Here is a 21,489-nt window from a genome sequence, read left to right as displayed (position 1 = left end):
CTTTACTGTTTGGACAGGACCAGTGCGGTGCACAGCCCCGCATCGGGCGTTAGCCGCCCGTCATTCACCTGCTGCGTACAAGCCAACCGGCTCAGGAGGTTGAAGGCCTTCACTTCGCCGTCCTGATTGCGCGGCCACACACCCGGCTTCAGCACAGCATGCACCACATGCACCCATTCCTGATGCCATCCGCCGTGCAGCAGCGGGCGATTCATGCGCAGCGGGGTGTTCGGGTTGTACACCCAGGCCATGTGTTCAAAATCCTGTGCACTCAATCCCGTTTCTTCTTGCAATTCCCGCCACAAGGTGGCTTGCGGTGTTTCACCATTGCACACGCCCCCCGCGCAGAGGTTGTCCAGCATGCCCGGGTTTTCCGCCTTGTGGTCTGCCCGTACCCCCAGCCATACCAGGCCGTCGTGGGTTTCCACATGCACGTGCACGGCCTCGCTGCACAGGCCCAGTGCCTTGAACAAGGCCCGTTCCACATGCATGAGGGTGTTTTCGCGGCTGGCTTGCACGGCTTGGGTTTCCCCGCGCCAGCCTTTCAACAATCCGAGCGCCCGCAGGTGCTCGGCCAGTGTTTGAAGATCGTTGGGCGGTTTTTTGTCGCCGCGTACTTCCAGGTGCAGCGCAGACGCTTCCCGGCGAAATGACAGCTCCAACCGGGCCAGGGCGGTTTCAATTGTGTTGAGGAGGTCGCGGTGTATCCAGCCCTGTGCAGGCTCACCGGGTGAGCCCGGGCGGGTAATCCGGACTGGAATGAAATGCGATTGTTCCGGGCTGTCGGCGTCCCGCCAGCGCTTGGCAAACGGTGCAAATGCCGGGGCCAGGGTATTCAAGGCCCAGTCGCGGGTCACATCCATCAGGTTTGCACCAGCTTTTTGTTGTGGTTGATGCTCATCAAAATACCAGCCCCCATGCCCAGGGTCACCATGGCGGTCCCGCCGTAACTCATCATGGGCAACGGCACACCCACCACCGGCAGAATGCCGCTCACCATGCCAATGTTCACAAAGCCATACACAAAGAAAATCAGTGAGATGGCACCAGCCAGCAACCGTGAAAACAGGGTGGGTGCGTTGGCGGCAATGGTGAGCCCCCGGATAATCAGGCAGGTGTAGAGCAGCAACAACACCAATGCACCCAGCAGTCCGAATTCTTCGGCCAATACCGCGAAAATGAAGTCGGTGGTGCGCTCTGGAATGAATTCAAGGTGGGTTTGGGTGCCTTGCAAAAAACCTTTGCCGGTGAATCCGCCCGAGCCCACGGCCACGGTGGACTGAATGATGTGAAAACCTTTCCCCAGCGGGTCCAGTGTGGGGTCGATCAGTGTGAGCACGCGTTGTCGCTGATAGTCATGCATCAAGTTCCACAGCACGGGCAGGCTGGCTAAAAATGCCAGCAGCAGGCCACCCATCACACGCCAGGACAGACCAGCGAAGAAAATCACAAAAAAACCGGATGCAAACACCAGCATCGCTGTGCCCAGGTCAGGCTGCTTGAGAATGAGCACACCCGGGATACCCAGCAACACCGTGGCGACCACAAATTCTCGCCAACCAGACACATTCTCCCGCTGCTGAAAGAACCAGGCCAGCATCAAGGGCATGGCAATTTTCATGATCTCGGAGGGTTGAATGCGCACAAAGCCCAAGTTCAACCACCGCTGCGCACCCTTTGAAATGTCACCAAACAGTTCAACGGCAATCAGAAGGATCACCCCCAGAATGTACAGCGGCGGTGCTACCCGCATCATGAACTGGGGCTTGAGGTTGGCCGTGGCCCACATCACCAAAAAGGCCACCATGAAGTTACGCAGGTGGTCGGCCATGCGGCCTTCAAAATTGTAGGCTGCACTGTATTGCACCACCAGAGCAAACAGCATGACGATCAGCAGCACAATGCTCAATGCCGGATCAAACACGGACAGGTAGGGCTTGATTTTCGGCCACAAGGGCTCACGCTGAATCGATCTATTCACCTTGGCGCTCCTCATCCGTCACGGGCGGCACTGGTTTGCCAGCAGGCATCACGGGGTTGGGTATGCCTTCAATTTCCCAGAATTTGTCCAGCACCGCCTTGACCACCGGTGCGGCCGACTGGCTTCCAAATCCAGCGTTCTCGACAATGGCCGCCAGTGCAATTCGTGGTCGTTGCAATGGTGAAAAGGCAATAAACCAACCGTGATCACGGTAGCGTTCTTCCTGCGCCTTGTCTTTGTACGATTCACCTTTTTTCAGGCCAAACACCTGGGCCGTGCCTGTTTTACCGGCGACTTCATACCGGGATTGCGCAAACACCGCGCGCGCTGTGCCCTCCAGCACAACGCCACGCATGGCCGCCTTGATGTTGTCGACATGGCTGGCCTTCAGATCCAGCCTCTGCTGACTGTCGATGGGGCGGTCCTCAATTTCACCATTGACCGGGTTCTGGAAGGCTTTCACCAATCGCGGTTTGGAATCCAGTCCGCCTGTGGACAGCATGGCCACTGCATGGGCCAGTTGCAGGGGCGTGTAAGCGTTGTAACCCTGCCCAATGGCCACCGACACCGTTTCACCGTTGTACCAGCGCTTTAGCTCCGGGCGTTTGAAGGTCTTGGCTTTCCATTCTTTGGAGGGCAGCACGCCAATCCGCTCGCCGTCCAGGTCAATGCCGCTGTGCTGTCCGAAGCCAAACTTCGCCATGAAGTCGGAAATGTTGTCGATCCCCATCTCGCTGCCCAGCATGTAATAGTAGGTGTTGCAGGAGTCTGCAATCGACTTGTACATGTCCACAGCGCCGTGGCCGCCAATTTTGTCGTCCATGAAACGACGGCCACCGTAGTCAAAAAAGCCGGGGTCACGAAGCACTTGCCCGTACGTCCGAAAGCCTTTCTCCAGCGCCGCCATGGCCATGAAAGGCTTGAATGTTGAGCCCGGTGGGTAGGTACCGGCAATCGGACGGTTCAACAGAGGCCGGTCGGGGCTTTCATTGAGTGCCTTCCAGTTTTCAAAATCAATGCCTTCCACAAACAGGTTGGGATCGAAGCTGGGTGCGCTCACAAAAGCCAGTACGTCTCCAGTGGCTGGATCAATGGCCACCAAGGCGCCGCGTCGGCCTTCCAAGGCTTTCTCTGCTGCCTGTTGCAAGCGAATGTCGATCGATAGCATCAGGTTGCGCCCGGGCACGGCTGGTTTCCTGGACAGCACCCGTACCGCCCGTCCGCCCGCTGAGGTTTCAACCTCTTCAAAACCTGTCAGGCCATGCAGCTCGGTCTCATAGCGTTTTTCCAGGCCGTCCTTGCCGATGTAGGTGGTGCCGCGGTAGTTGTCCTGCATATCCAGGTCTTCAATGCGTTCCTGGTCTTTTTGGGAAATCCGTCCGATGTAGCCCAGCAGGTGTGCTGCCGAAGGGCCGTGGGGGTATTGACGGAACAGGCGTGCGCGAATTTCAACGCCCGGAAACCGGTAACTCTGCACAGCAAACCGGGCCACCTCTTCATCGCTCAGGCGCGTGCGAATCGGGATGGACTCAAAGCGCTTGGTTTCGGCTTTCAGCTTTTTAAAGCGTTTTTTGTCCAGCGCGGTGATGTCCACCACGTCGGACAATTCATTGAGCATCTCGTCCAGGTTCTTGATCTTGGAGGGTGTGATTTCCAGCGTGTACGCTGAATAGTTGTTGGCCATCACCACGCCATTGCGATCCAGAATCAGCCCGCGGTTGGGTACCACCGGCACAATGCTGATGCGGTTGTCTTCTGCAATCGATTTGTATTTTTCATAGCTGATGACCTGCAGCCACAACAGGCGGACCACCAGTACACCAAACAGGCACACCACAAAAATTCCGGCCAGAAACAGGCGAAACCGGAATTGTTTGAGAATTTGCTCGGGATGGTTGAACTCAGTCATATCGGCCGGTCTTCATCCCTGTTCAACGGCAGTTTCTGCGGCGCAATCAACACAAATTGGGTCAATGGCCACAGGGCAGCGGTGAGCAAGCTTTCAGCAAAAATCCACAGGCCCGGGAAGTTGGCGCCGAACAACATGCGGATGACCACTGTCACTGTTTGTGCAGCCAGCAGCAGCGGGAAAATGTGGGCAGCCTGCATCAGCGGCGAAAACCACAGGACACGCCGATGAATGGTGATGGCGAAGTACGACAGCAAGGTGTAGGCCAAGGCGTGCTCACCGAACACGCTGGATGAATGCACATCCATGATGGCACCAAAGCACCAGGCCGCCCCAATGCCAATGCGGCGCGGTTGCCGAATATTCCAGAACACCAGCACCAGCGCGAGGAAGTCGGGCATCAGCCAATCGCGATCGACCGGGATGAAGCGCAGCAGCATGGCGACAAACAGCGACAGAACCATGAACCAGGGGTTCACCGGACGAAGGATTTCCGGGCTGTTGGCGGCATTAAGGCCCATTTTTCACCTCTGCAGGTTTGCTGGGAACATGGGTGGGGCTATGGCTGGCCGGTGGCGGTGGGTTTACCCGTGTATTGCCGGTCTCAGGGGCTTTGCTGTTGCTGTCCACGGTTTCCGGGGTTTTTTCGGTGTCCAGTACCAGCATGAACCGGTGGCTTTCAACCCCGGCAATCGGTTGGCAGTACACGCTGGCAAACGCATAGCGGGCATTGCGCTCCACGCTGTTGACTCGGGCCACGGGAATGCCGCGCGGATACACGCCGTCCAGGCCGGAGGTGACCAGCAGGTCGCCTTTTTCAATATTGGCATTGGGTGCCAGGAAGCGAAGTTCCAGAATCCCGCCTTCAGCGCCACCGTAGGCCACACTGCGCAAACCGTTGCGCAAACTCTCGACAGGAACGATCTGTTCCTTGTCGGTGATGAGCGACACCTCAGCCCGACTTGGGAAGGCGCGCGTGACCTGGCCAACCAAACCCAATTCGTCAATCACTGGCATGCCTTCCTTCACGCCTTGAATCAGGCCCTTGTTCAGCACGATTTTCTTGGAAAACGGATCGCTGGCATCGCTCACCACCTCGGTCAGCAAGGTGCGCTTGACCTGCAGCACTGAGCCCACCCCCATCAATTTGCGCAGCTTCTGGTTTTCTGCTTTAAGGGTTTCCAGTTCGTGCAGCCGTTGGTGATTGAACAGGCGGTCCCGCTTTAATTGTTCATTGTCTGCCTTGAGTGAGTCCAGTGTGGTGAGGTAGTCCATGCCCGCCTCGGACAATTCAACCGGCAGGCTTGCCAGCCGCTGAAGCGGGTAGAGTACAGTGCCCATCCCCTTGCGAACCACTTCCATGGCGCCATAGCGTGCATCCAGAAACAGCAGCAGCACCGACAGCGTGACGAAGGCCATCAGCCGCACCCGGGCCGACGGACCTTGCTTGAACAGTGGCGGTGGTGTGTACTCCATGGGCGTCTTTCAGGCCAGGGCCATAATTGAGCAAGCCCGGCGCAAGGCCAGGCTTTGGGTGTTGCGTCTGGCAACCCGATCGATCACCGGGCTGTCCAGGTCAGGTCCAAGGTGGCCAACAGGCCAACCTCGGGCTGTGTTATTCGCTGGTGAAAATGGTGCCCAGCTTGTCCATGCGTTCCAGCGCCAGTCCACAGCCTCGCACCACGCAGGTCAGCGGGTCTTCGGCCACATGAACGGGCAAGCCGGTTTCTTCCATCAGCAGGCGGTCCAGGTCGCGCAGCAAAGCGCCGCCGCCGGTTAGCATCATGCCGCGTTCGGCGATGTCGGCGCCCAATTCAGGGGGGGTCTGCTCCAGTGCGGATTTTACGGCCGACACAATCTGGTTCAGGGGTTCGGTCAGCGCTTCCAGAATTTCATTGGACGAAATGGTGAAACGGCGAGGAATACCTTCAGACAGGTTTCGGCCTGTCACTTCCATGTCTTTGACTTCAGAGCCGGGGAAGGCCGAGCCGATCTGCTTTTTGATGGCCTCAGCCGTGGGCTCGCCAATCATCATGCCGTAATTGCGGCGAATGTAGCTGATGATGGCTTCATCGAATTTGTCGCCACCCACGCGCACGCTGCCGGCATAGACCATGCCGCCTAAGGAAATGATGCCCACCTCGGTGGTGCCACCACCGATGTCAACCACCATGGAGCCAGAGGCTTCCGACACCGGCAAGCCCGCACCGATGGCTGCAGCCATGGGTTCTTCAATCAAGTACACCTGGGATGCGCCGGCACCCAGTGCGCTTTCGCGAATGGCACGGCGCTCAACCTGGGTGGAGCCACAGGGCACGCAAATGATGATGCGTGGGCTTGGAGAGAACAGACGGCTTTCATGCACCATCTTGATGAACTGCTTGAGCATCTGTTCAGTGACGGTGAAGTCAGCAATCACCCCGTCTTTCATGGGGCGAATGGCTTCAATGTTGCCAGGCACCTTGCCCAGCATCTGCTTGGCTTCAAGGCCTACAGCCGTGATGGTTTTTTTGCCATTGGGGCCGCCTTCCTGGCGGATGGCCACCACGGAGGGCTCGTCCAGCACGATGCCTTTGGTCCGGGCGTAAATCAGTGTGTTGGCCGTGCCCAGGTCAATGGCCAAATCGTTGGAGAGATAGCTGCGAAGAAAGCCAAACATGGTGTGAATTTAACCTGTACGAGTGGTTGGAGAGCCGCCAAGCCCGCGGAGCTCTATGATGTCCCGAGACGCCATTAATGTGATGCTTCAGTTCTTAATTGGCGTAATCCCTGATGATAACCTATAAAATAATGCTTCTTGATTAAACCAAGACTTTCACCCGGCGGCTTTTGCATCGTTTAGAGGCGATGTTCAGGCCTGCCTCGACGCGGAGATTTTTATGTCGCTTGATTCCGGTCAAATCGCCAAGATTGCAGCCCTGGCTCGCCTCAAACTGCAGGCCGACCAGGCCCCGGCGCTGGAACAGCAATTGAACAACATCATGGCACTGGCCGATCGCTTGGCCAGCGCCAACACCGACGGGATAGAGCCCTTGTCGCACCCCTTGTCGCTGATTCAGCCCATTGCCCTTCGCCTTCGCGAGGACGTCGTGACCGAGGGCAACCAGCGGGAGTTCAACATGGCCAATGCACCTGCGGCCCAAGATGGCTTGTTTCTCGTGCCCAAGGTGATTGAATAACCACCCCCCTAACGGGCTTGACTGCCATCGCGTTGACCCAAGGGCCTTGCAAGCCTGGTTGGCCCCGATTGATACGAACTGTTTTTTGATTCGACCCATTTCCGAATTCTGGTGACCCTGATGTCTTCCAAACCCCAAGGAATTTCCGAGCTGCGTGCCATGCTGGACGGCAAGCGAGCCAGCGCCACTGAGCTGGCTCAACAAGCCTTGGCCGATGCCAGGGCGAACATTGCGCTCAATGCCTTCATCAATCTTCGCGACGACCTCACCCTGGAACAGGCCAGAGCGGCCGACGCTCGCTTGGCGGCTGGAGAAACCGGCGCCTTGTTGGGAATCCCCACCGCGCACAAAGACATTTTCGTCACGCGGGGTTGGCCCAGCACTGCTGGGTCCAACATGCTCAAGGGGTATGTCAGCCCCTTTGACGCCGAGGTCGTAGACCGTCTGAACAAGGCTGGCGCCGTGAACATCGGCAAGTTGAACTGCGATGAATTCGCCATGGGCTCGTCCAACGAAAAAAGCGCTTTTGGTCCCTGTTTGAACCCTTGGGATACCTCGGCTGTGCCTGGCGGTTCGTCAGGTGGTTCGGCCGTGGCGGTGGCCGCGGGCACTGTGCCCTTTGCCACCGGCACCGACACGGGCGGCTCCATTCGCCAGCCCGCATCGCTGTGTGGCATCACCGGCATCAAGCCCACGTACGGGTCGTGCAGCCGTTACGGCATGATTGCCTATGCCTCCAGCCTGGACCAGGCCGGCCCCATGGCCCGCAACGCGCGGGATTGCGCACTGGTACTGAATGCCATGGTGGGTTTTGATGCCAAGGACAGCACCAGTGTGCAGCGTCCGGCCGCTGCCAACGGCCCCGAGGATTTTACTGCCCTGTTCGGCAAGCCACTGCGCGACGGCAACGCTGTGAAGCCGCTGGCTGGTGTCCGGGTGGGCTTGCCAGCCGAGTTTTTCGGCGACGGCCTGGCCCCCGATGTGCGCGCACCCATTGATCAGGCGCTCAAGCAACTGGAAGCCCTTGGCGCGCAGTTGGTGAACATCAGCCTGCCACGCACCGAGTTGTCCATTCCTGCCTATTACGTGATTGCGCCCGCCGAGGCCAGCTCGAATCTGTCTCGCTTTGATGGTGTGCGGTATGGTCACCGCGCCGCCGAGTACACCGACCTCAAATCCATGTACGAGAACTCGCGCAGCGAAGGCTTTGGCCTGGAAGTGCAGCGCCGCATCATGGTGGGGGCTTATGTGTTGTCCCATGGCTATTACGATGCCTACTACCTCCAAGCGCAAAAAGTGCGACGCCTTATCGCGCAGGACTTTCAAGCCGCTTTCCAGCAATGCGACGTGATTGCCGGCCCTGTGAGCCCCACGGTGGCCTGGAACATCGGCGAATTGAATGCCGATCCGGTGCAAATGTACTTGGCCGACATCTATACCCTGAGCACCAGCTTGGCCGGTTTGCCCGGCATGAGCGTGCCAGTGGGTTTTGGCGCCAAAAATCGTCCGGTTGGCCTGCAGTTGATCGGCAATTATTTCAAGGAAGGCGAACTGTTGGCCCTGGCCGACCATTACCAACAGGCCACCGACTGGCACCTTCGCACCCCGGTTTAAAGGAGTTTCGACATGCAATGGGAAATCGTGGTGGGTCTTGAAACCCACGCCCAATTGATGACCAAGTCCAAAATTTTTTCGGGCGCCAGCATTGCGTTTGGTGCTGAGCCCAACGTGCAAGCCTGCGCGGTGGATTTGGCCCTGCCCGGCGTGCTACCGGTGATGAACAAAGGTGCGGTCGAACACGCCATTCGCTTTGGTTTGGCCGTGGGTGCCACTGTGGCTGAGCACTCGGTGTTTGCCCGCAAAAACTATTTTTACCCCGACCTGCCCAAAGGCTACCAAATCAGCCAGTTTGAAATCCCTGTGGTACAAGGCGGGGCGGTGAGTTTTCTGCTGGGCGACCAGATGAAAACCGTGCGGCTGACCCGCGCACACCTGGAAGAAGATGCGGGGAAAAGCCTGCATGAAGATTTTGCAGGGCAATCGGGCATCGACTTGAACCGTGCCGGCACTCCCCTGTTGGAAATTGTGACCGAGCCAGACATGCGCAGTGCCGACGAGGCAGTGGCCTACGCCAAAGCCCTGCACACCCTGGTCACTTGGTTGGGCATTTGCGATGGCAACATGCAGGAAGGTAGCTTCCGGTGTGATGCCAACGTGTCGGTGCGTCCCAAAGGGCAAGAAAAATTTGGCACCCGTTGCGAAATCAAAAACCTGAACAGCTTCAAGTTTTTGCAGGCCGCCATTGTGTATGAAGTCCAGCGGCAAATTGAGCTCATCGAAGACGGCGGGGTGGTCAAGCAGGAAACCCGCCTGTATGACCCAGACCGCAATGAAACCCGGTCCATGCGCAGCAAGGAAGATTCCGAGGATTACCGCTATTTCCCCGATCCTGACCTGCCACCATTGACCATTGCCCGCGAATGGATTGAGCGGGTGAAGGGCGACATGCCCGAGCTGCCAGGTCAGAAGCAGGCGCGGTATGAAAGCGAATTGGGTTTACCCACCTACGACGCCGTGACCCTAACAGCCAGCCGGGCAATGACAGACTACTTTGAAGCCACCGTGAACGCTGCCGGCCAAGACAAGGCCAAGACAGTGGCCAACTGGTTGTTGGGCGAATTTTCAGCCAGCCTGAACCGGGATGAAAAGACGCCTGCTGATGCACCCATGGCGCCTGCTCAGTTGGCTGCGCTGGTGGCCCGCATTGCGGATGGCACCCTGAACAACAAAACAGCCAAGCAGGTGTTTGCCGCGTTATGGGAAGGCCGATACAGCGACGTGGATGCGTGCATCAAGGGGGAGGGGCTGCAGCAAATTTCCGACAGCGGCGCTGTTGAAAAAATGGTGGATGAGGTGCTGGCGGCACACCCAGGGCCAGTGGCTGAATACAAGGCCGGTAAAGAGGCCTCATTCAACTTCCTGGTGGGCCAAGTGATGCGGGCCGCCCGTGGTAAAGCCAACCCGGCGCAGGTGAACGATATCTTGAAAGCCAGGCTCACGGCGTGAGCCTGTGCTTTTTGATTAAAGCGGATGATCGTAGTCGATAATCAGCGGCGCATGGTCTGAAAATTTTTCAGCCTTGTAGACGCCGGCCGCTTTGACTTTGCCTTTCAGGTGTGGGCTGGCCATCTGGTAATCAATTCGCCACCCCACATTCTTGGCATAGGCTTGCCCACGGTTGCTCCACCAGGTGTAGCAACCATCGGTCTCTTCTGGATGCAGTTCGCGGTAGGTATCCACCCAGTTGCGAGTGCCAATCACCTCGCCAATCCACGCGCGTTCTTCAGGCAGAAAGCCTGAATTCTTCAGGTTACCTTTCCAGTTTTTCAAATCAATTTCGCGGTGGGCAATGTTCCAGTCGCCGCACAGCACCACCGGTTTTTTGCTTCGTTCAAAACGGTCTAAAACACCCTGAAAATGGTCCAAAAATCGAAATTTGGCGGCTTGCCGTTCCTCTCCACTGCTGCCCGATGGGAAGTAGATGGAGCTGACCACGAGTTTGTCGAATTCAGCGGTGACCATGCGGCCTTCCGCATCAAATTCTGCGTTGCCCAAACCGTATTCCACGTTTAGAGGAGCCACTCGGCTGTACAGGCCCACACCGCTGTACCCCTTTTTCTCGGCTGCCATGAAATGGCCGGTGTAGCCGGCAGGCGCTTTGTGCTCGTCATTAAGGTCTGACAGGTGGGCTTTGATTTCCTGGACACACACCACATCGGCACCGCTTTGAGCCATCCAGTTGAAAAAACCTTTTGTGTGTGCAGAACGGATTCCGTTCAGATTTGCTGAGATAATGCGTGTCATTGTGCAGTGCATCTAGAAAGTGTGAGGTTGTCCGTGGCCGAGTCCCAATCAACATTGTCCGACCAGTTTCTTCAGTTTGCCGTTGAAAAGCAGGTGCTTCGATTCGGTGAATTCAAAACCAAAGCTGGGCGCATGTCGCCGTATTTTTTCAATGCAGGTTTGTTCAACACGGGTTCATCGCTACAGCGCCTGTCTGAATTCTACGCACAAACCTTGATGCAGAAGGCTGCCGAGCGCGGCATTCAGTTCGACATGATTTTTGGCCCTGCCTACAAAGGCATCCCGCTGGTGGCTGGCACCAGCATGGAAATGGCTCGCCTGGGTCATGACGTGCCTTTTGCCTACAACCGCAAAGAAGTCAAAGACCACGGTGAGGGGGGTACCTTGGTGGGCGCCCCGCTGGAAGGGAAGGTTGTCATTATTGATGACGTGATCTCTGCCGGGACTTCCGTTCGGGAGTCCGTCAACATCATTCGCGCCAGCGGTGCCGAGCCCGCGGCGGTGTTGATTGCGCTGGACCGCATGGAAAAAGGTGTGCGTGACGGCACCGACACAGAGCACTCGGCAGTGCAGGAAGTCGAACAGCATTACGGTATTCCCGTGATTGCCATTGCCAACCTTGCTGATTTGCTGCGCTACTTGTTAACCCAGTCGGCCAATGTGCGCTTGGCGGGGTGGTACGAGAAGGTGAAGGAATACCGCTCGCGGTATGGGGTTTAATAAGCTGAAGCTGGGCGCCGCTGTTGGCAAGCATCCCTCTGATTGAATGGCTGTGCGCCCCGCACGGTCACACCCCTTGGCGACGGCCAATCTGTGCTTCAAAACCTGAGCCTCGCGACCGCTGAGGTCGACCCTCCAAAAGAGGCGGTCGGGGATCGACCTCTGGGCCAGCCTGAAGGCTGTGTTCACCGCGCCTGCTTGTCACGGTTTTGCAGATTGTCCTGACTGTCGCTGCAGGGGAGGTGAACCGCGCAGGCCGCCTGCACCGAGCCCCCAGCAACACCGGCATGCTCGGGTCAACCTTTGCCTTTCGGGGGGCGTTCGGACCGGGCTGCCGGTATTGCTGGGGGGGCGTGAAGAACAGGACCGGGCTATTGGTGTTATTGGGGGGCAGTAAATAAGATCAGGCTCACATCATGAGCCCAAAAAATCACAACACCACCGACACCAATTCATGCCCCGACAAAGCCCGGTAAATGTCATCCAGCTGCTCCTGGCTGTCCACCCGAACCTTGCAAGTCAGGCTGATGTACGTGCCTTTGGTGCTAGGCCGCATGTTCACACCAGCCGGTTCAAACCCTGGGTTGATTTCAATCAGCAAATCACAAATTACCTGCGCAAATTCCGGCACGTTCTTTCCCATCACCTTGATGGGAAAGTGGCACGGGAACTCAATCAGGCTTTTCTTTTCAGGGTCTGAACCAATGACATTCATACAACACCCATTCGCTTAGTTGTTGATCCACATCTTGGCGGAGTCCACCATGCGACCAAAGAAACCAGCCTCATCCACCGTACTCAAAGCCTGCAGTGGGATGGTGGCCAGTGTTTCATTCTCCAGCGTCAGCTTGAGGTTGCCCAAGACGGTGCCAGCCTTGATGGGGGCCACCAGGCTTTCTTTCTTTTCAACCGAGGCTTTCAGGTTGGCAGCAGCCCCTTTGGGCACATTGATCAGGAGGTCTTTGGGAACGCCCAGCTTGATCTCTTTTTCTTGCCCTTTGTACACCACGCTGGTGGCAATCGGTTGACGGGCCGAATACAGTTTTACCGTGTCGAACATTTGAAAGCCATAGTTGAGCAATTTCAGGCTTTCCTGCGTACGGGCTTGGTCTGATGCCGTGCCCAACACCACAGCCAGCAGGCGGCGATCACTGCCATTGGGCAGTTTTCGGTTGGCCGAGCTGATCAGGCAATACCCCGCAGATTCGGTGTGACCGGTTTTCATGCCATCCACGGAGGGGTCGATCCACAGCAAACGGTTGCGGTTCGGTTGGCGTATGCCGTTGTAGGTGTACTCCTTGGTGGAATACAGCTTGTAGTGGCCGGGGAAGTCCAGAATGATCCGCTTGGCCAGAATGGCCAGGTCATTGGCGGTGGTGTAGTGCTGCGGGTCGGGCAAGCCTGTGGCGTTCTTGAAGCTGGTTTCCTTCATGCCCAGGCGCTGTGCTTCACGGTTCATCAGTGTTGCAAAGTTGGCTTCATCACCGGCCAGCAACTCTGCAATCGCGCGTGAAGCATCGTTGCCCGATTGCACGATCACGCCTTTCAACAGTTCATCCACCGTCACGGGTTTGTTGGGTTCCACAAACATGCGAGAACCCTCTGCTTTCCATGCGTAGGTGGAAATCGGCACCACTTGATCGGGTTTGATCTGTTTGGCTTCGATGGCGGCGAAAGCCAGGTAGGCCGTCATCAGTTTGGTCAGCGATGCGGGTTCAAGGCGCTCGTGGCTGTTGAAGTCAGCCAAGGTCTGGCCGGTGGTCAAGTCCAGCAGCACGTAGCCTTTGGCGCCGATTTCGGGCGAGGGTGGCATGACGCCCGCTTGGGCAGACAGGCCACTGAGGCCTAGGCTTGCAGAAACAGCCAGCAGGCTGAGGCAGCGGGTGAAACGGGACAATCCAGACTTAAACAAAACAGGCTCCTCTTGATGGGGTGGGTTGGGCTTTGGCTTCAACAACCGAGGGACAACGGTTGAACGATCAGGCAGGGTAGTAACGCACCACCAGGTCTTTCAGTTGAGGCAACTTGCCGTGAAAAAAATGCTCGACGCCGGCCATCACCAGCACAGGCACTTGCTGAGTATTTGCCCATGCCAGCACACTGCTCAATGGGACGGTGTCGTCGGTTTCACCATGGATGACCAGCGTATCGGCGGGCACATCGGCCACTTGAAAACGGCTGGTGGCCGTGCCCACCAAGACCAGTTTACCCATGGGTACACCCTGCGCTCGCAGGCGCTGCGCTGCATGGCTGGCCACGAATGCACCAAATGAAAAACCGGCCAGTGCCACAGCGTTGTGCTGCAAATGCAGTGGCAGCAAGGTAGACCGTGCCATGTTCAGCAAGTTCACCAAATCGTCGGTTTCGCCTTGTCCGTGATCATGGATGCCCCCACTTTGGCCCACACCACGGAAATTGAATCGCAAGGTGGTGTAACCCAACTGGAGAAATGCGCGTGCCAGGGTCTGTACCACCTTGTTGTCTTTCGTGCCGCCAAACAGTGGGTGGGGGTGAGCCACCACAGCAAGGCCCTTCAGGCCATCGGCTGGTTCATCAATCGATACTTCGATTGGCCCTGCGGTGCCCTGCCAAATCTCATGGCGTGTTTTCGGGTTCATGGCAAACGCAACCGGTCCACCACCTGACCACCCACCAGGTGGCTGTCGATGATTTCGTCGATGTCGGTTTGGTCTACATAGGTGTACCAAACGCCTTCCGGATAGACCACCAACACGGGCCCTTCTTCGCACCGATCCAGACAACCAGCCTTGTTCATCCGGATTTTCCCGGCGCCGTTCAAGCCCAGCTGTTTGATGCGCGCTTTGGCGTGGGCATGCACTTCTGACGCATTGCAGTTGGCACAACAGTTTTCATTGTTGTCCCGCTGGTTGGTGCAGAAAAAAACATGTTTGTCGAAATAGCCCATGGCGAGCACACCCAATGGCGTGAATCAAAGTGAAATTATCGCCGAAATCGACGCTCGGGCTTGCTGAGAAAGGCCAAAACAGTCAGAGCAAGAATCGGCCAGAGCTCGCTGATCCAGCGCCCGGCCTCTTGCAACGCCCTGAAGATTCCTTCTAAACCTGCACCATGTATGTCCAGATCTGGGTCGTAAACACCAGGCAGCAAGAGGGTGATGAGCCAGCCGGCCAACAGGTGCAACAGGCTTAAACGCGCCAATTGGTGGGAAGCCAGTTTTAACCGGGCAACGGCAATCACCACCGCGATGGCTGTGAACAACCCCCACCCATTGGCTTCCATCCACAAACCCGCTTGGTACCACCAGGCATTGGCGGGTTGGGCCACCAGCGCATCCATGGCTCGCAGCAGCAGGGTGAACGACATCAAAATCAGGCTGAGCCGCAACCGAGGGGAGCCGGCCTGGGTTTGTGCAAGGCCGATCAGCCATGCACAGGTGAGTGTGCAGTAATTGATGAAGTTGGGCGCTGCTTGTTCAACCATCAAAATGACATTCATGGGCAGACCGAACGGCGTACCGTTTTGTTGCGGGCCCGGCACGTCAAAGAGGTTACCCAGCCACAGCCCGGTGCTGAATGGCGGGTTTTGGGGGGCCAGAATGCACAAAAACCACAGGGTGAGGGTGATCATGCCCAGCCATGCACGTTGGATCAGCCAGCCCTCGATGCGATGGTTCAACCGTGCTGCAAAGCCGGGGGTCGCGTTGACGGTCATCGCCAATATGATGCCCAACGCTGCGCCGATGCCGTTGGTGAGCCAATCCATTTTGGATGGAACTCGGGTGGGGAGGTAGGTTTGCAGGGATTCCAGCGAAAACGACAACGCCACACACAGACCCAAGACTCGTATTTTGTCCCATGACGATGGACGCCGGTTCAATGCGGCCATCAGTAAAAAGCCCAGTGGCACATAGCCCAACACATTGACGGCGATGTCAGTCCACAGCACGGTTTGATAAATCGGAATCCACGGGCCGCTCAAAAATTCAAATGGGCCAATCCCGATGCTTCGCCAATTGGCGTAGGGGTACAGGCTGAGGTGCACCACAACGCAGGTGTACAGCGCGGCAAACATCAACAGGCCCTGATAGGGCTTGCGAGTACTGAGGCTGTCGTGAATCGGTGGCATGGGAACGGTTTTGGTTTGGAGGCCGCTGAGCTCAAGGGTATGATGAGGGCCCCGTTGATGCAAACCAGATGCCTCGCCATGTCCGGGATCTTAACCCAAGCCGACATTCATTGGACCGAACTTGAGTCGGTCGACTCCACCAATACCTGGTTGTTGCAGGCCTATTCCCAGCGCCCTTTGCCTGGTGTGCAGGCTGTGCTGGCCCGGGTACAAACCGGCGGCCGCGGGCGCGCTGGGCGTTCATGGTTGGCGCAGCCCGATTCTGCCTTGCTGTTGTCCCTGGGGTTTCCGGTGCACACTGCACAACCCATGCCCCATTGGCCTGTGTGCGCCGGTGTGGGGGTTGCGCAAGCCTTGGCATCCGTGGGTATCACCGCGCAGTTGAAGTGGCCCAATGATGTGTTGCTGTTGGGCGGAAAACTGGCAGGATTGCTGTGTGAGACTGTGTCGACCGTACATGGCATGCAGGTTATTGTGGGTCTTGGACTGAATCTCACCGCCGCGCCTGCTGCCTTGCCCGGTGGTGCCTGGATGCCGGTGGCGCTAAAGTCAGCATGGCCAGCTGACAAAGCGGTGCCCAGTGCCCGTCAACTGGCCGAGCGTGTGGTGCCTGCCATTCTGTCCGCCATTGACGCCGCATCATCCCCGGCTGGATGGGCCACTTTGCGAGCATTGTTTCGAGAGCGCGATGCCTTGCTGGGGCAGCCGTTGCTGGTTCAGGATGGTGGTTGTACGTTATTGACAGGGCTCGGTATGGGATTGGCGGACGACGGCGCTTATTTGCTCGACACCGACGCCGGTCTGAAATCGGTGGTGGTGGGCGATCTGTCCATCCGGAGGGCCGCATGAATCAAGCCAGGGATATCTTGTTGGTGGATGCGGGCAACACCCATGTCAAGTTGTCTTTCGTTCGTTCAAACCGCGGGCTAAAGGATATTCAGACGGATGATTTGACTGTGCTGCGGCTGGACAGCACCGCACCAGATCGTTTGACGCAATTGGCCCGGCACATGGGGCCACCCGTGAAAGAGGTGTGGCTGTGCAGTGTGCTTGGCGAGCCATTTGAGCATGGGGTGCAGCAGTCGTGTGATCACGCCGGTGTGACCTTGCGAGTGCTTCAGGTTCTCGACACCCCTGACCTGAAAACCCGGTATGCCACACCCCGCCAGTTGGGGCGTGACCGATGGTCATTGATGCTGGCTGCTGTACAACAGGCACAACAGCGCATGCAGCGTCGCCCACTCCTGTGTGTCAGCCTGGGCACTGCCACCACGGTGGATGCGGTGGTGCCCGGTTCCGATCCCTCGGACCCGTGGCTGCACCTGGGTGGCTACATCACGCCCGGTCTACACACCATGCTCGACAGTGTGCACAGCAAAACCGCTCAGTTGCCACGGGTGCCGTTGGCACAGGCGGATTGGCCAGTTGACACCGCCAGTGCCATCGGTGCTGGTGTTTATCAGATGCAGGTGGATTTCATTCAGACACGTCTGCACCAATTGCAGGACTTCACCGGGCAACCGGCCTGCTGTGTATTGTCAGGCGGTGGTGCTCAGGCGCTGGCCGGGGCGCTGGTGGATGCCTGGGTGTTGCCTCAAGCTGTTTTGCTCGGACTGTGCGTGGCTTTTATGGACTTGTCGTCATGATACTCAAGCCAGAACGTCGTGGGCCGCTGTGGCTCATTGCACTGACCGCCGCTAACCTGAGCCTGTTGGCCTGGGGGGCGTCATCGTGGTTAGTTCCCGGTGACTCGTTGGTTGACGCGGGTTGGCGGTCTGACTGGGTCCAGATTGAAAAACCCTGGGAAATCAGCGTGGCGCCGACCGCCGCCAAAGCGCCCAAGCCCAAAATTGACGTGGTCCAAAGTCAGCGTGAATTGGATTCCGCGATTGAGGCGGCTGCTCAAACGCCCCAATTGGTACCCGTCATGCAGGTTTGCCGTCTGTGGGGGCCGTTTGTACCGAATGAAGCGGATCGGATTGCCGACGCACTGAAAACCTGGCCGGGTCAAACGCGCCGCACCGAACGGGAGATGCCAATTGGTTATGTCGTGTATTTGCCCAAGGCGGAGGTCGACCGTGGGCTTGGTCTGTCGCAGTTGGCTGCCAAAGGCGTGCGCGAAATGTTTTACATCTCGGCGCCCGGGCCCATGCAGGGCACCATATCACTGGGTTTATTTCGTGATTTGACTCGGGCGCGTCAGCAGCAGGCTGATTTGGTGGGCAAAGGCGTGGCAGGTGTTGAAATCCGCGAACGATTGGGGCCCAAACGGGTGTATTTCGAGTTGAGAGGCACAGCTGTCCAGGCAGGTGCGTTGCGGCGTGTGTACGAGCTCAATCCGAAAGGGGATTTGCAGGACTGTCCTGTCCCCTCTGCACCATAAGTGCCTTGGGCCACGTCAAACTGGCTCAACGTTTCTTACAGCTGGCCGCTTCGGTCGTACTGAAGCAAGGCCTGCTGGAGCAGGCTTTCATCCAGCTCAACCCCCTTTGACCACACCAATGCTTTGAACTGTTCCCCCATGTCTGCTTCGGACAGCAGCAAGTTCAAGCCTTGCCGAAGATGTCCGCCTCGCACAGGGTCTGTCAAGTCCGGTTGTTGTTGTGCCAATTCCAGAATGCCCAAGCCCATGAGCAGTCCCGCTTGGGTCACATAGCCTTCCAAAGTGCCTCCTGCGTCCTCCAAGGCGCGCCAGGCCGCCGAGAAATTCACATGGGCAGTGAGGTCCTGGTCGCCCGGGTTGGCAAGCAGGTCGCTGTGCGCCACATGGCGCTGTGTGGCCCGCAAGGTGCCATCGCTGCGGTGTGGCGCATAGTACAGGGCTTCGTGGTAACCATAATCAATCTGCACCACCACCCCATGCAAACTGTCTGTGAGTGTGCGTACCAAGGCATCGCTTTGCTCGGCCCATTCCGATGTATATCCGGCTGGCCAGGGGCCATACAGGGCGTGCAGCCCTGTCACGTGAATGCGAAGGCGTTCGTCGGCGGCCAGCCACCGCCATTCCAGATGGTCGCCGACGGTTTGAACATACGCCTCCTCAACGCCCGTGGGCTGCCAGCGAAAGCGTCGCACTGGGGTGGCATCCAGCACTTCATTGCCCAGAACAATGCCTTCCAGCCGATCGGGCAACTGGTCCAGCCAGCGCACCTTTTGTCGCAGGTGGGTGGGCAAAGCCGCCAGCGTGCTTTGCTGCACGCTTTTTAATCCGCCAGAGACTTCGACAATCCAATACTCCCGCAGTCGATCATCGGCCATGCTCACGATATCCAATGCGAGTTTCCCCCGCCCCGCCCCAAATTCGATGATTCTGGGTGGGCAGCGTTCCAGCAGTGGCATCAAGCCCCTGGCCAAGGTTTCGCCGAACAACGCAGTCAACTCCGGGGATGTCACAAAATCACCCGCTGCGCCAAACACCTGTTGTCCGCGGGCGTAATAACCATGCAATGGGTGATACAGGGCCTGTTGCATGAAATGGTCAAACCGAACCGGCTGGACAAAATTCGACAGCAGGGGGCTGGAGTGGTTTACAATCACGGGTTCTTCTTTGAAAAACAAAGCCTTGGTGATGCCCTTCGGACATGGGTTCGTTGGGCGCTGGTGAAGATTGGATTTTACTCGATGCAGCATGCAACACCCGAATTCGCGCTGGTAACTGGCGGTGCCAAACGCTTGGGGCGAGCCATCGCCTTGGCGCTGGCACAGGCCGGGTGGGGCATTGTTTTGCATTACCGCAGTTCGGAAGCGGAAGCCATGGCCACTGCACAGGACATTCGCGCCGTGGGTGTGCCCTGTATTCCCGTGCAGGCGGATCTGGAAGTTACTGCCGAGGTGGACGCTTTGTTTGACGCGGCTGAAGCCTCAGGACGGGTGCGCTGCGTGGTTAACAATGCGTCTTTGTTCGAGTTCGATTCCTGTCAGCAGTTCGATCCAGTCCTGTTCAATCGCCACATGGCCAGCAACCTGTCGGCGCCCATCCAATTGGCCAAACGCTTGCACTCGGCAGTGCCCGCTGGCGAGCAAGGGGTGGTCGTCAACTTGCTGGATCAAAAACTCAAAAATTTGAATCCTGATTTTTTTAGCTATACCCTGACCAAGGCTGGGCTGGAGACGGCCACCACGCTGTTGGCCATGGAGCTGGCACCGCGTGTTCGGGTGGTGGGCGTTGCGCCGGGTCTCACACTCATTTCCCATTTGCAGTCCCCGGAGCAGTTTGAAAAAACGCACAGTATTTCGCCACTGAACAAGTCCAGTGAGCCGCAGGACATTGCCCGAACAGTCCTGTTTCTGGTGCAAAGTCCTGCCATCACGGGCAGTGCCGTGTGGGTGGACGGTGGTCAACATCTGGTGCCCATGGCCCGCGACTTTAGTTTGATGAACCCATGACTGACTGGTTTTTTGATCCCCGTTTGGCCGATTGCCGGCGCGTTTTCATTCGCGACTTTGACGTGTCCGCAGCCATTGGCGTGTTCCCCCAGGAATTGGGGCGTACGCAGGCCGTGCGCATCAATATCGACTTCTGGGTGAAATGCGCTTCCACACCGTCGGACCGGGACATGCTGGCCGATGTGGTGGACTATGACTTTGTGCGCCCAGGTATTCACAAGCTCATTCAGGCTGGGCACATCGGTTTGCTGGAGCGGCTGGTCGACAAAACCCTGGACCTGGTATTGGCGCACCCGAAGGTGGTGGCCGCGCGTGTGCGCGCCGAGAAATCCGAGGTCTATCCTGATTGCGAGTCGGCCGGGGTTGAAGTGTTCCGCTTCAAATCGGCTGACTGAATGTCCTTATTGAATTTGAATCTTGAGTAATGCCATGACGCCGTTTGCCGAACAAACCCTGCAGTTTTTCCCCACCCGCGAAGAGCAAAAAGAGGCCTTTGAGTTCAACAAGCTGCAAAAGCGCCTGGTCAAAAACGTCGGTGAAGCCATTGGCGACTTCAACATGATTCAGTCGGGTGACAAGGTCATGGTGTGTTTGTCAGGCGGTAAAGACAGTTACGGATTGCTCGATATCCTGTTGCTGTTGCGCCAGCGTGCCCCCATCGATTTTGAGATCATCGCCGTCAACCTGGACCAGAAACAGCCCGGTTTTCCGGAAGAAGTGCTGCCCAATTATTTGCGCACCATCAACGTGCCGTTTCACATTGAAGAGCAGGACACCTACTCGATTGTGAAGCGCGTCATTCCCGAAGGAAAAACCACCTGCTCCCTCTGTTCGCGCTTGCGCCGTGGCATTTTGTACCGCGTGGCCAAAGAGCTGGGTTGCAACAAGATCGCGCTGGGTCATCACAAGGACGACATTCTGCAGACTTTGTTGCTCAACCTGTTTTATGGTGGACGCATCAAGGGAATGCCGCCCAAGTTGGTGAGCGACAACGGTGAACACACAGTGATCCGCCCGCTGGCCTATTGCCGCGAGCGTGACCTGGCTCGCTATGCGGAGGAACGTCAATTCCCCATTATTCCGTGCAATCTGTGTGGCAGTCAGGAAAATCTCAAGCGCAAAGAAATGGCCCAGTTATTGGCCCAGTGGGAAAAGCACAATCCTCGCTGGATTGCCAATCTTTTCACGTCACTGTCCACCGTGGTTCCCTCACATTTGATGGATCGAAAGCTGTTTCCGTTCGAGACCATCAAGCCTGGAGACCCCAAGCCGCAATTCGGTGCGGAAGGGGATATTGCGTTTGATTCGGATGATGCTTGCTGAGGTGTCATTCACGCCGTGTG

General features: G+C 57.4%; 22 protein-coding genes and 1 pseudogene. 10 read left to right on the top strand and 13 right to left on the bottom strand.

Going from position 1 to position 21,489, the window contains the following annotated elements:
- Positions 1–2: 2 nt before the first annotated feature.
- The 6 genes from NQT62_RS03015 to NQT62_RS02990 form a co-directional block, all read right to left on the bottom strand.
- The gene (locus NQT62_RS03015) at positions 3–863 is read right to left on the bottom strand and encodes an NUDIX domain-containing protein (protein ID WP_256763087.1); all 861 of its coding nucleotides are present in this window, start codon (positions 861–863) and stop codon (positions 3–5) included.
- Positions 863–1,996: a rod shape-determining protein RodA gene (rodA, locus tag NQT62_RS03010; RefSeq protein ID WP_256763086.1), complete on the bottom strand. Its 1,134-nt coding sequence runs from the start codon at positions 1,994–1,996 to the stop codon at positions 863–865. The genes NQT62_RS03015 and rodA overlap by 1 nt, the downstream gene beginning before the upstream one ends.
- A complete protein-coding gene (gene mrdA / locus NQT62_RS03005) occupies positions 1,974–3,890 on the bottom strand; it encodes a penicillin-binding protein 2 (protein ID WP_256763085.1) in 1,917 nt (638 codons plus the stop codon). The genes rodA and mrdA overlap by 23 nt, the downstream gene beginning before the upstream one ends.
- Positions 3,887–4,411, bottom strand: coding sequence for a rod shape-determining protein MreD (gene mreD, locus NQT62_RS03000; RefSeq protein ID WP_256763084.1), 525 nt, complete (start codon positions 4,409–4,411; stop codon positions 3,887–3,889). Before mreD ends, mrdA begins: the two co-directional genes overlap by 4 nt.
- Positions 4,401–5,366 carry a rod shape-determining protein MreC gene (gene mreC / locus NQT62_RS02995; protein ID WP_256763083.1) on the bottom strand — a complete coding sequence of 322 codons (966 nt, stop codon included), beginning with the start codon at positions 5,364–5,366 and terminating at the stop codon, positions 4,401–4,403. Before mreC ends, mreD begins: the two co-directional genes overlap by 11 nt.
- A gap of 139 nt (positions 5,367–5,505) precedes the next feature.
- Positions 5,506–6,549, bottom strand: coding sequence for a rod shape-determining protein (locus tag NQT62_RS02990; RefSeq protein WP_256763082.1), 1,044 nt, complete (start codon positions 6,547–6,549; stop codon positions 5,506–5,508).
- A 220-nt stretch (positions 6,550–6,769) separates the two neighbouring features.
- Between NQT62_RS02990 and gatC the strand changes: the two genes are divergently transcribed.
- The 3 genes from gatC to gatB all read left to right on the top strand — a co-directional run bounded on the left by gatC (position 6,770) and on the right by gatB (position 10,135).
- Complete coding sequence (gatC, locus tag NQT62_RS02985) at positions 6,770–7,069, top strand: Asp-tRNA(Asn)/Glu-tRNA(Gln) amidotransferase subunit GatC (RefSeq protein ID WP_256763081.1); 300 nt, start codon at positions 6,770–6,772, stop codon at positions 7,067–7,069.
- A 120-nt stretch (positions 7,070–7,189) separates the two neighbouring features.
- The gene (gatA, locus tag NQT62_RS02980) at positions 7,190–8,683 is read left to right on the top strand and encodes an Asp-tRNA(Asn)/Glu-tRNA(Gln) amidotransferase subunit GatA (protein WP_256763080.1); all 1,494 of its coding nucleotides are present in this window, start codon (positions 7,190–7,192) and stop codon (positions 8,681–8,683) included.
- Positions 8,684–8,695: 12 nt separating this feature from the next.
- Positions 8,696–10,135: an Asp-tRNA(Asn)/Glu-tRNA(Gln) amidotransferase subunit GatB gene (gene gatB, locus NQT62_RS02975; protein WP_256763079.1), complete on the top strand. Its 1,440-nt coding sequence runs from the start codon at positions 8,696–8,698 to the stop codon at positions 10,133–10,135.
- 15 nt (positions 10,136–10,150) lie between these two features.
- Here the strand turns inward: gatB and NQT62_RS02970 are convergent, their stop codons facing one another.
- Positions 10,151–10,933: an exodeoxyribonuclease III gene (locus NQT62_RS02970; protein WP_256763078.1), complete on the bottom strand. Its 783-nt coding sequence runs from the start codon at positions 10,931–10,933 to the stop codon at positions 10,151–10,153.
- 33 nt (positions 10,934–10,966) lie between these two features.
- On the opposite strand from NQT62_RS02970, the gene pyrE reads away from it, so the two are divergent.
- A complete protein-coding gene (gene pyrE / locus NQT62_RS02965; RefSeq protein ID WP_256763077.1) occupies positions 10,967–11,653 on the top strand; it encodes an orotate phosphoribosyltransferase in 687 nt (228 codons plus the stop codon).
- A gap of 430 nt (positions 11,654–12,083) precedes the next feature.
- Here pyrE and NQT62_RS02960 read toward each other — a convergent pair whose 3' ends face one another.
- The 5 genes from NQT62_RS02960 to NQT62_RS02940 all read right to left on the bottom strand — a co-directional run bounded on the left by NQT62_RS02960 (position 12,084) and on the right by NQT62_RS02940 (position 15,760).
- Entirely contained in the window at positions 12,084–12,368 is a 285-nt protein-coding gene (locus tag NQT62_RS02960) for an HP0495 family protein (protein ID WP_306173515.1), read from the bottom strand.
- Positions 12,369–12,383: 15 nt separating this feature from the next.
- Positions 12,384–13,565, bottom strand: a complete 1,182-nt coding sequence (locus NQT62_RS02955; RefSeq protein WP_256763076.1) for a D-alanyl-D-alanine carboxypeptidase family protein — start codon at positions 13,563–13,565, stop codon at positions 12,384–12,386.
- 67 nt (positions 13,566–13,632) lie between these two features.
- Positions 13,633–14,271, bottom strand: coding sequence for an alpha/beta hydrolase (locus NQT62_RS02950; RefSeq protein WP_256763075.1), 639 nt, complete (start codon positions 14,269–14,271; stop codon positions 13,633–13,635).
- Positions 14,268–14,579 carry a (2Fe-2S) ferredoxin domain-containing protein gene (locus tag NQT62_RS02945; protein ID WP_256763074.1) on the bottom strand — a complete coding sequence of 104 codons (312 nt, stop codon included), beginning with the start codon at positions 14,577–14,579 and terminating at the stop codon, positions 14,268–14,270. The genes NQT62_RS02950 and NQT62_RS02945 overlap by 4 nt, the downstream gene beginning before the upstream one ends.
- A 35-nt stretch (positions 14,580–14,614) precedes the next feature.
- Positions 14,615–15,760 carry a VanZ family protein gene (locus NQT62_RS02940; RefSeq protein WP_256763073.1) on the bottom strand — a complete coding sequence of 382 codons (1,146 nt, stop codon included), beginning with the start codon at positions 15,758–15,760 and terminating at the stop codon, positions 14,615–14,617.
- 78 nt (positions 15,761–15,838) lie between these two features.
- On the opposite strand from NQT62_RS02940, the gene NQT62_RS02935 reads away from it, so the two are divergent.
- From NQT62_RS02935 to NQT62_RS02925, 3 genes are read left to right on the top strand one after another with little or no spacing between them, the layout of a single operon-like run.
- Positions 15,839–16,609 carry a biotin--[acetyl-CoA-carboxylase] ligase gene (locus NQT62_RS02935; RefSeq protein WP_256763072.1) on the top strand — a complete coding sequence of 257 codons (771 nt, stop codon included), beginning with the start codon at positions 15,839–15,841 and terminating at the stop codon, positions 16,607–16,609.
- Positions 16,606–17,406 carry a type III pantothenate kinase gene (locus NQT62_RS02930; protein ID WP_256763071.1) on the top strand — a complete coding sequence of 267 codons (801 nt, stop codon included), beginning with the start codon at positions 16,606–16,608 and terminating at the stop codon, positions 17,404–17,406. The genes NQT62_RS02935 and NQT62_RS02930 overlap by 4 nt, the downstream gene beginning before the upstream one ends.
- A complete protein-coding gene (locus tag NQT62_RS02925; protein ID WP_256763070.1) occupies positions 17,403–18,143 on the top strand; it encodes a hypothetical protein in 741 nt (246 codons plus the stop codon). Before NQT62_RS02930 ends, NQT62_RS02925 begins: the two co-directional genes overlap by 4 nt.
- 35 nt (positions 18,144–18,178) lie before the next feature.
- On the opposite strand, the gene NQT62_RS02920 is transcribed toward NQT62_RS02925, so the two are convergent.
- On the bottom strand, positions 18,179–19,231 hold the full coding sequence (locus NQT62_RS02920) for a class I SAM-dependent methyltransferase (protein WP_256763069.1): 1,053 nt from the start codon (positions 19,229–19,231) through the stop codon (positions 18,179–18,181).
- 150 nt (positions 19,232–19,381) lie between these two features.
- Here NQT62_RS02920 and NQT62_RS02915 point away from each other — a divergent pair, with 150 nt between their 5' ends.
- The 3 genes and pseudogenes from NQT62_RS02915 to ttcA form a co-directional block, all read left to right on the top strand.
- A complete protein-coding gene (locus tag NQT62_RS02915) occupies positions 19,382–20,146 on the top strand; it encodes an SDR family oxidoreductase (RefSeq protein ID WP_256763531.1) in 765 nt (254 codons plus the stop codon).
- A complete protein-coding gene (locus tag NQT62_RS02910) occupies positions 20,143–20,541 on the top strand; it encodes a dihydroneopterin aldolase (RefSeq protein WP_256763067.1) in 399 nt (132 codons plus the stop codon). Before NQT62_RS02915 ends, NQT62_RS02910 begins: the two co-directional genes overlap by 4 nt.
- A 73-nt stretch (positions 20,542–20,614) precedes the next feature.
- A pseudogene (ttcA, locus tag NQT62_RS02905) lies at positions 20,615–21,469 on the top strand (tRNA 2-thiocytidine(32) synthetase TtcA); the annotation flags it as partial.
- Positions 21,470–21,489: the final 20 nt, after the last annotated feature.

Origin of the sequence: Limnobacter humi, assembly GCF_024518835.1 — a bacterium.
GTDB lineage: Bacteria > Pseudomonadota > Gammaproteobacteria > Burkholderiales > Burkholderiaceae_B > Limnobacter > Limnobacter humi.
This window is presented reverse-complemented; position numbering and strand designations above follow the sequence as displayed.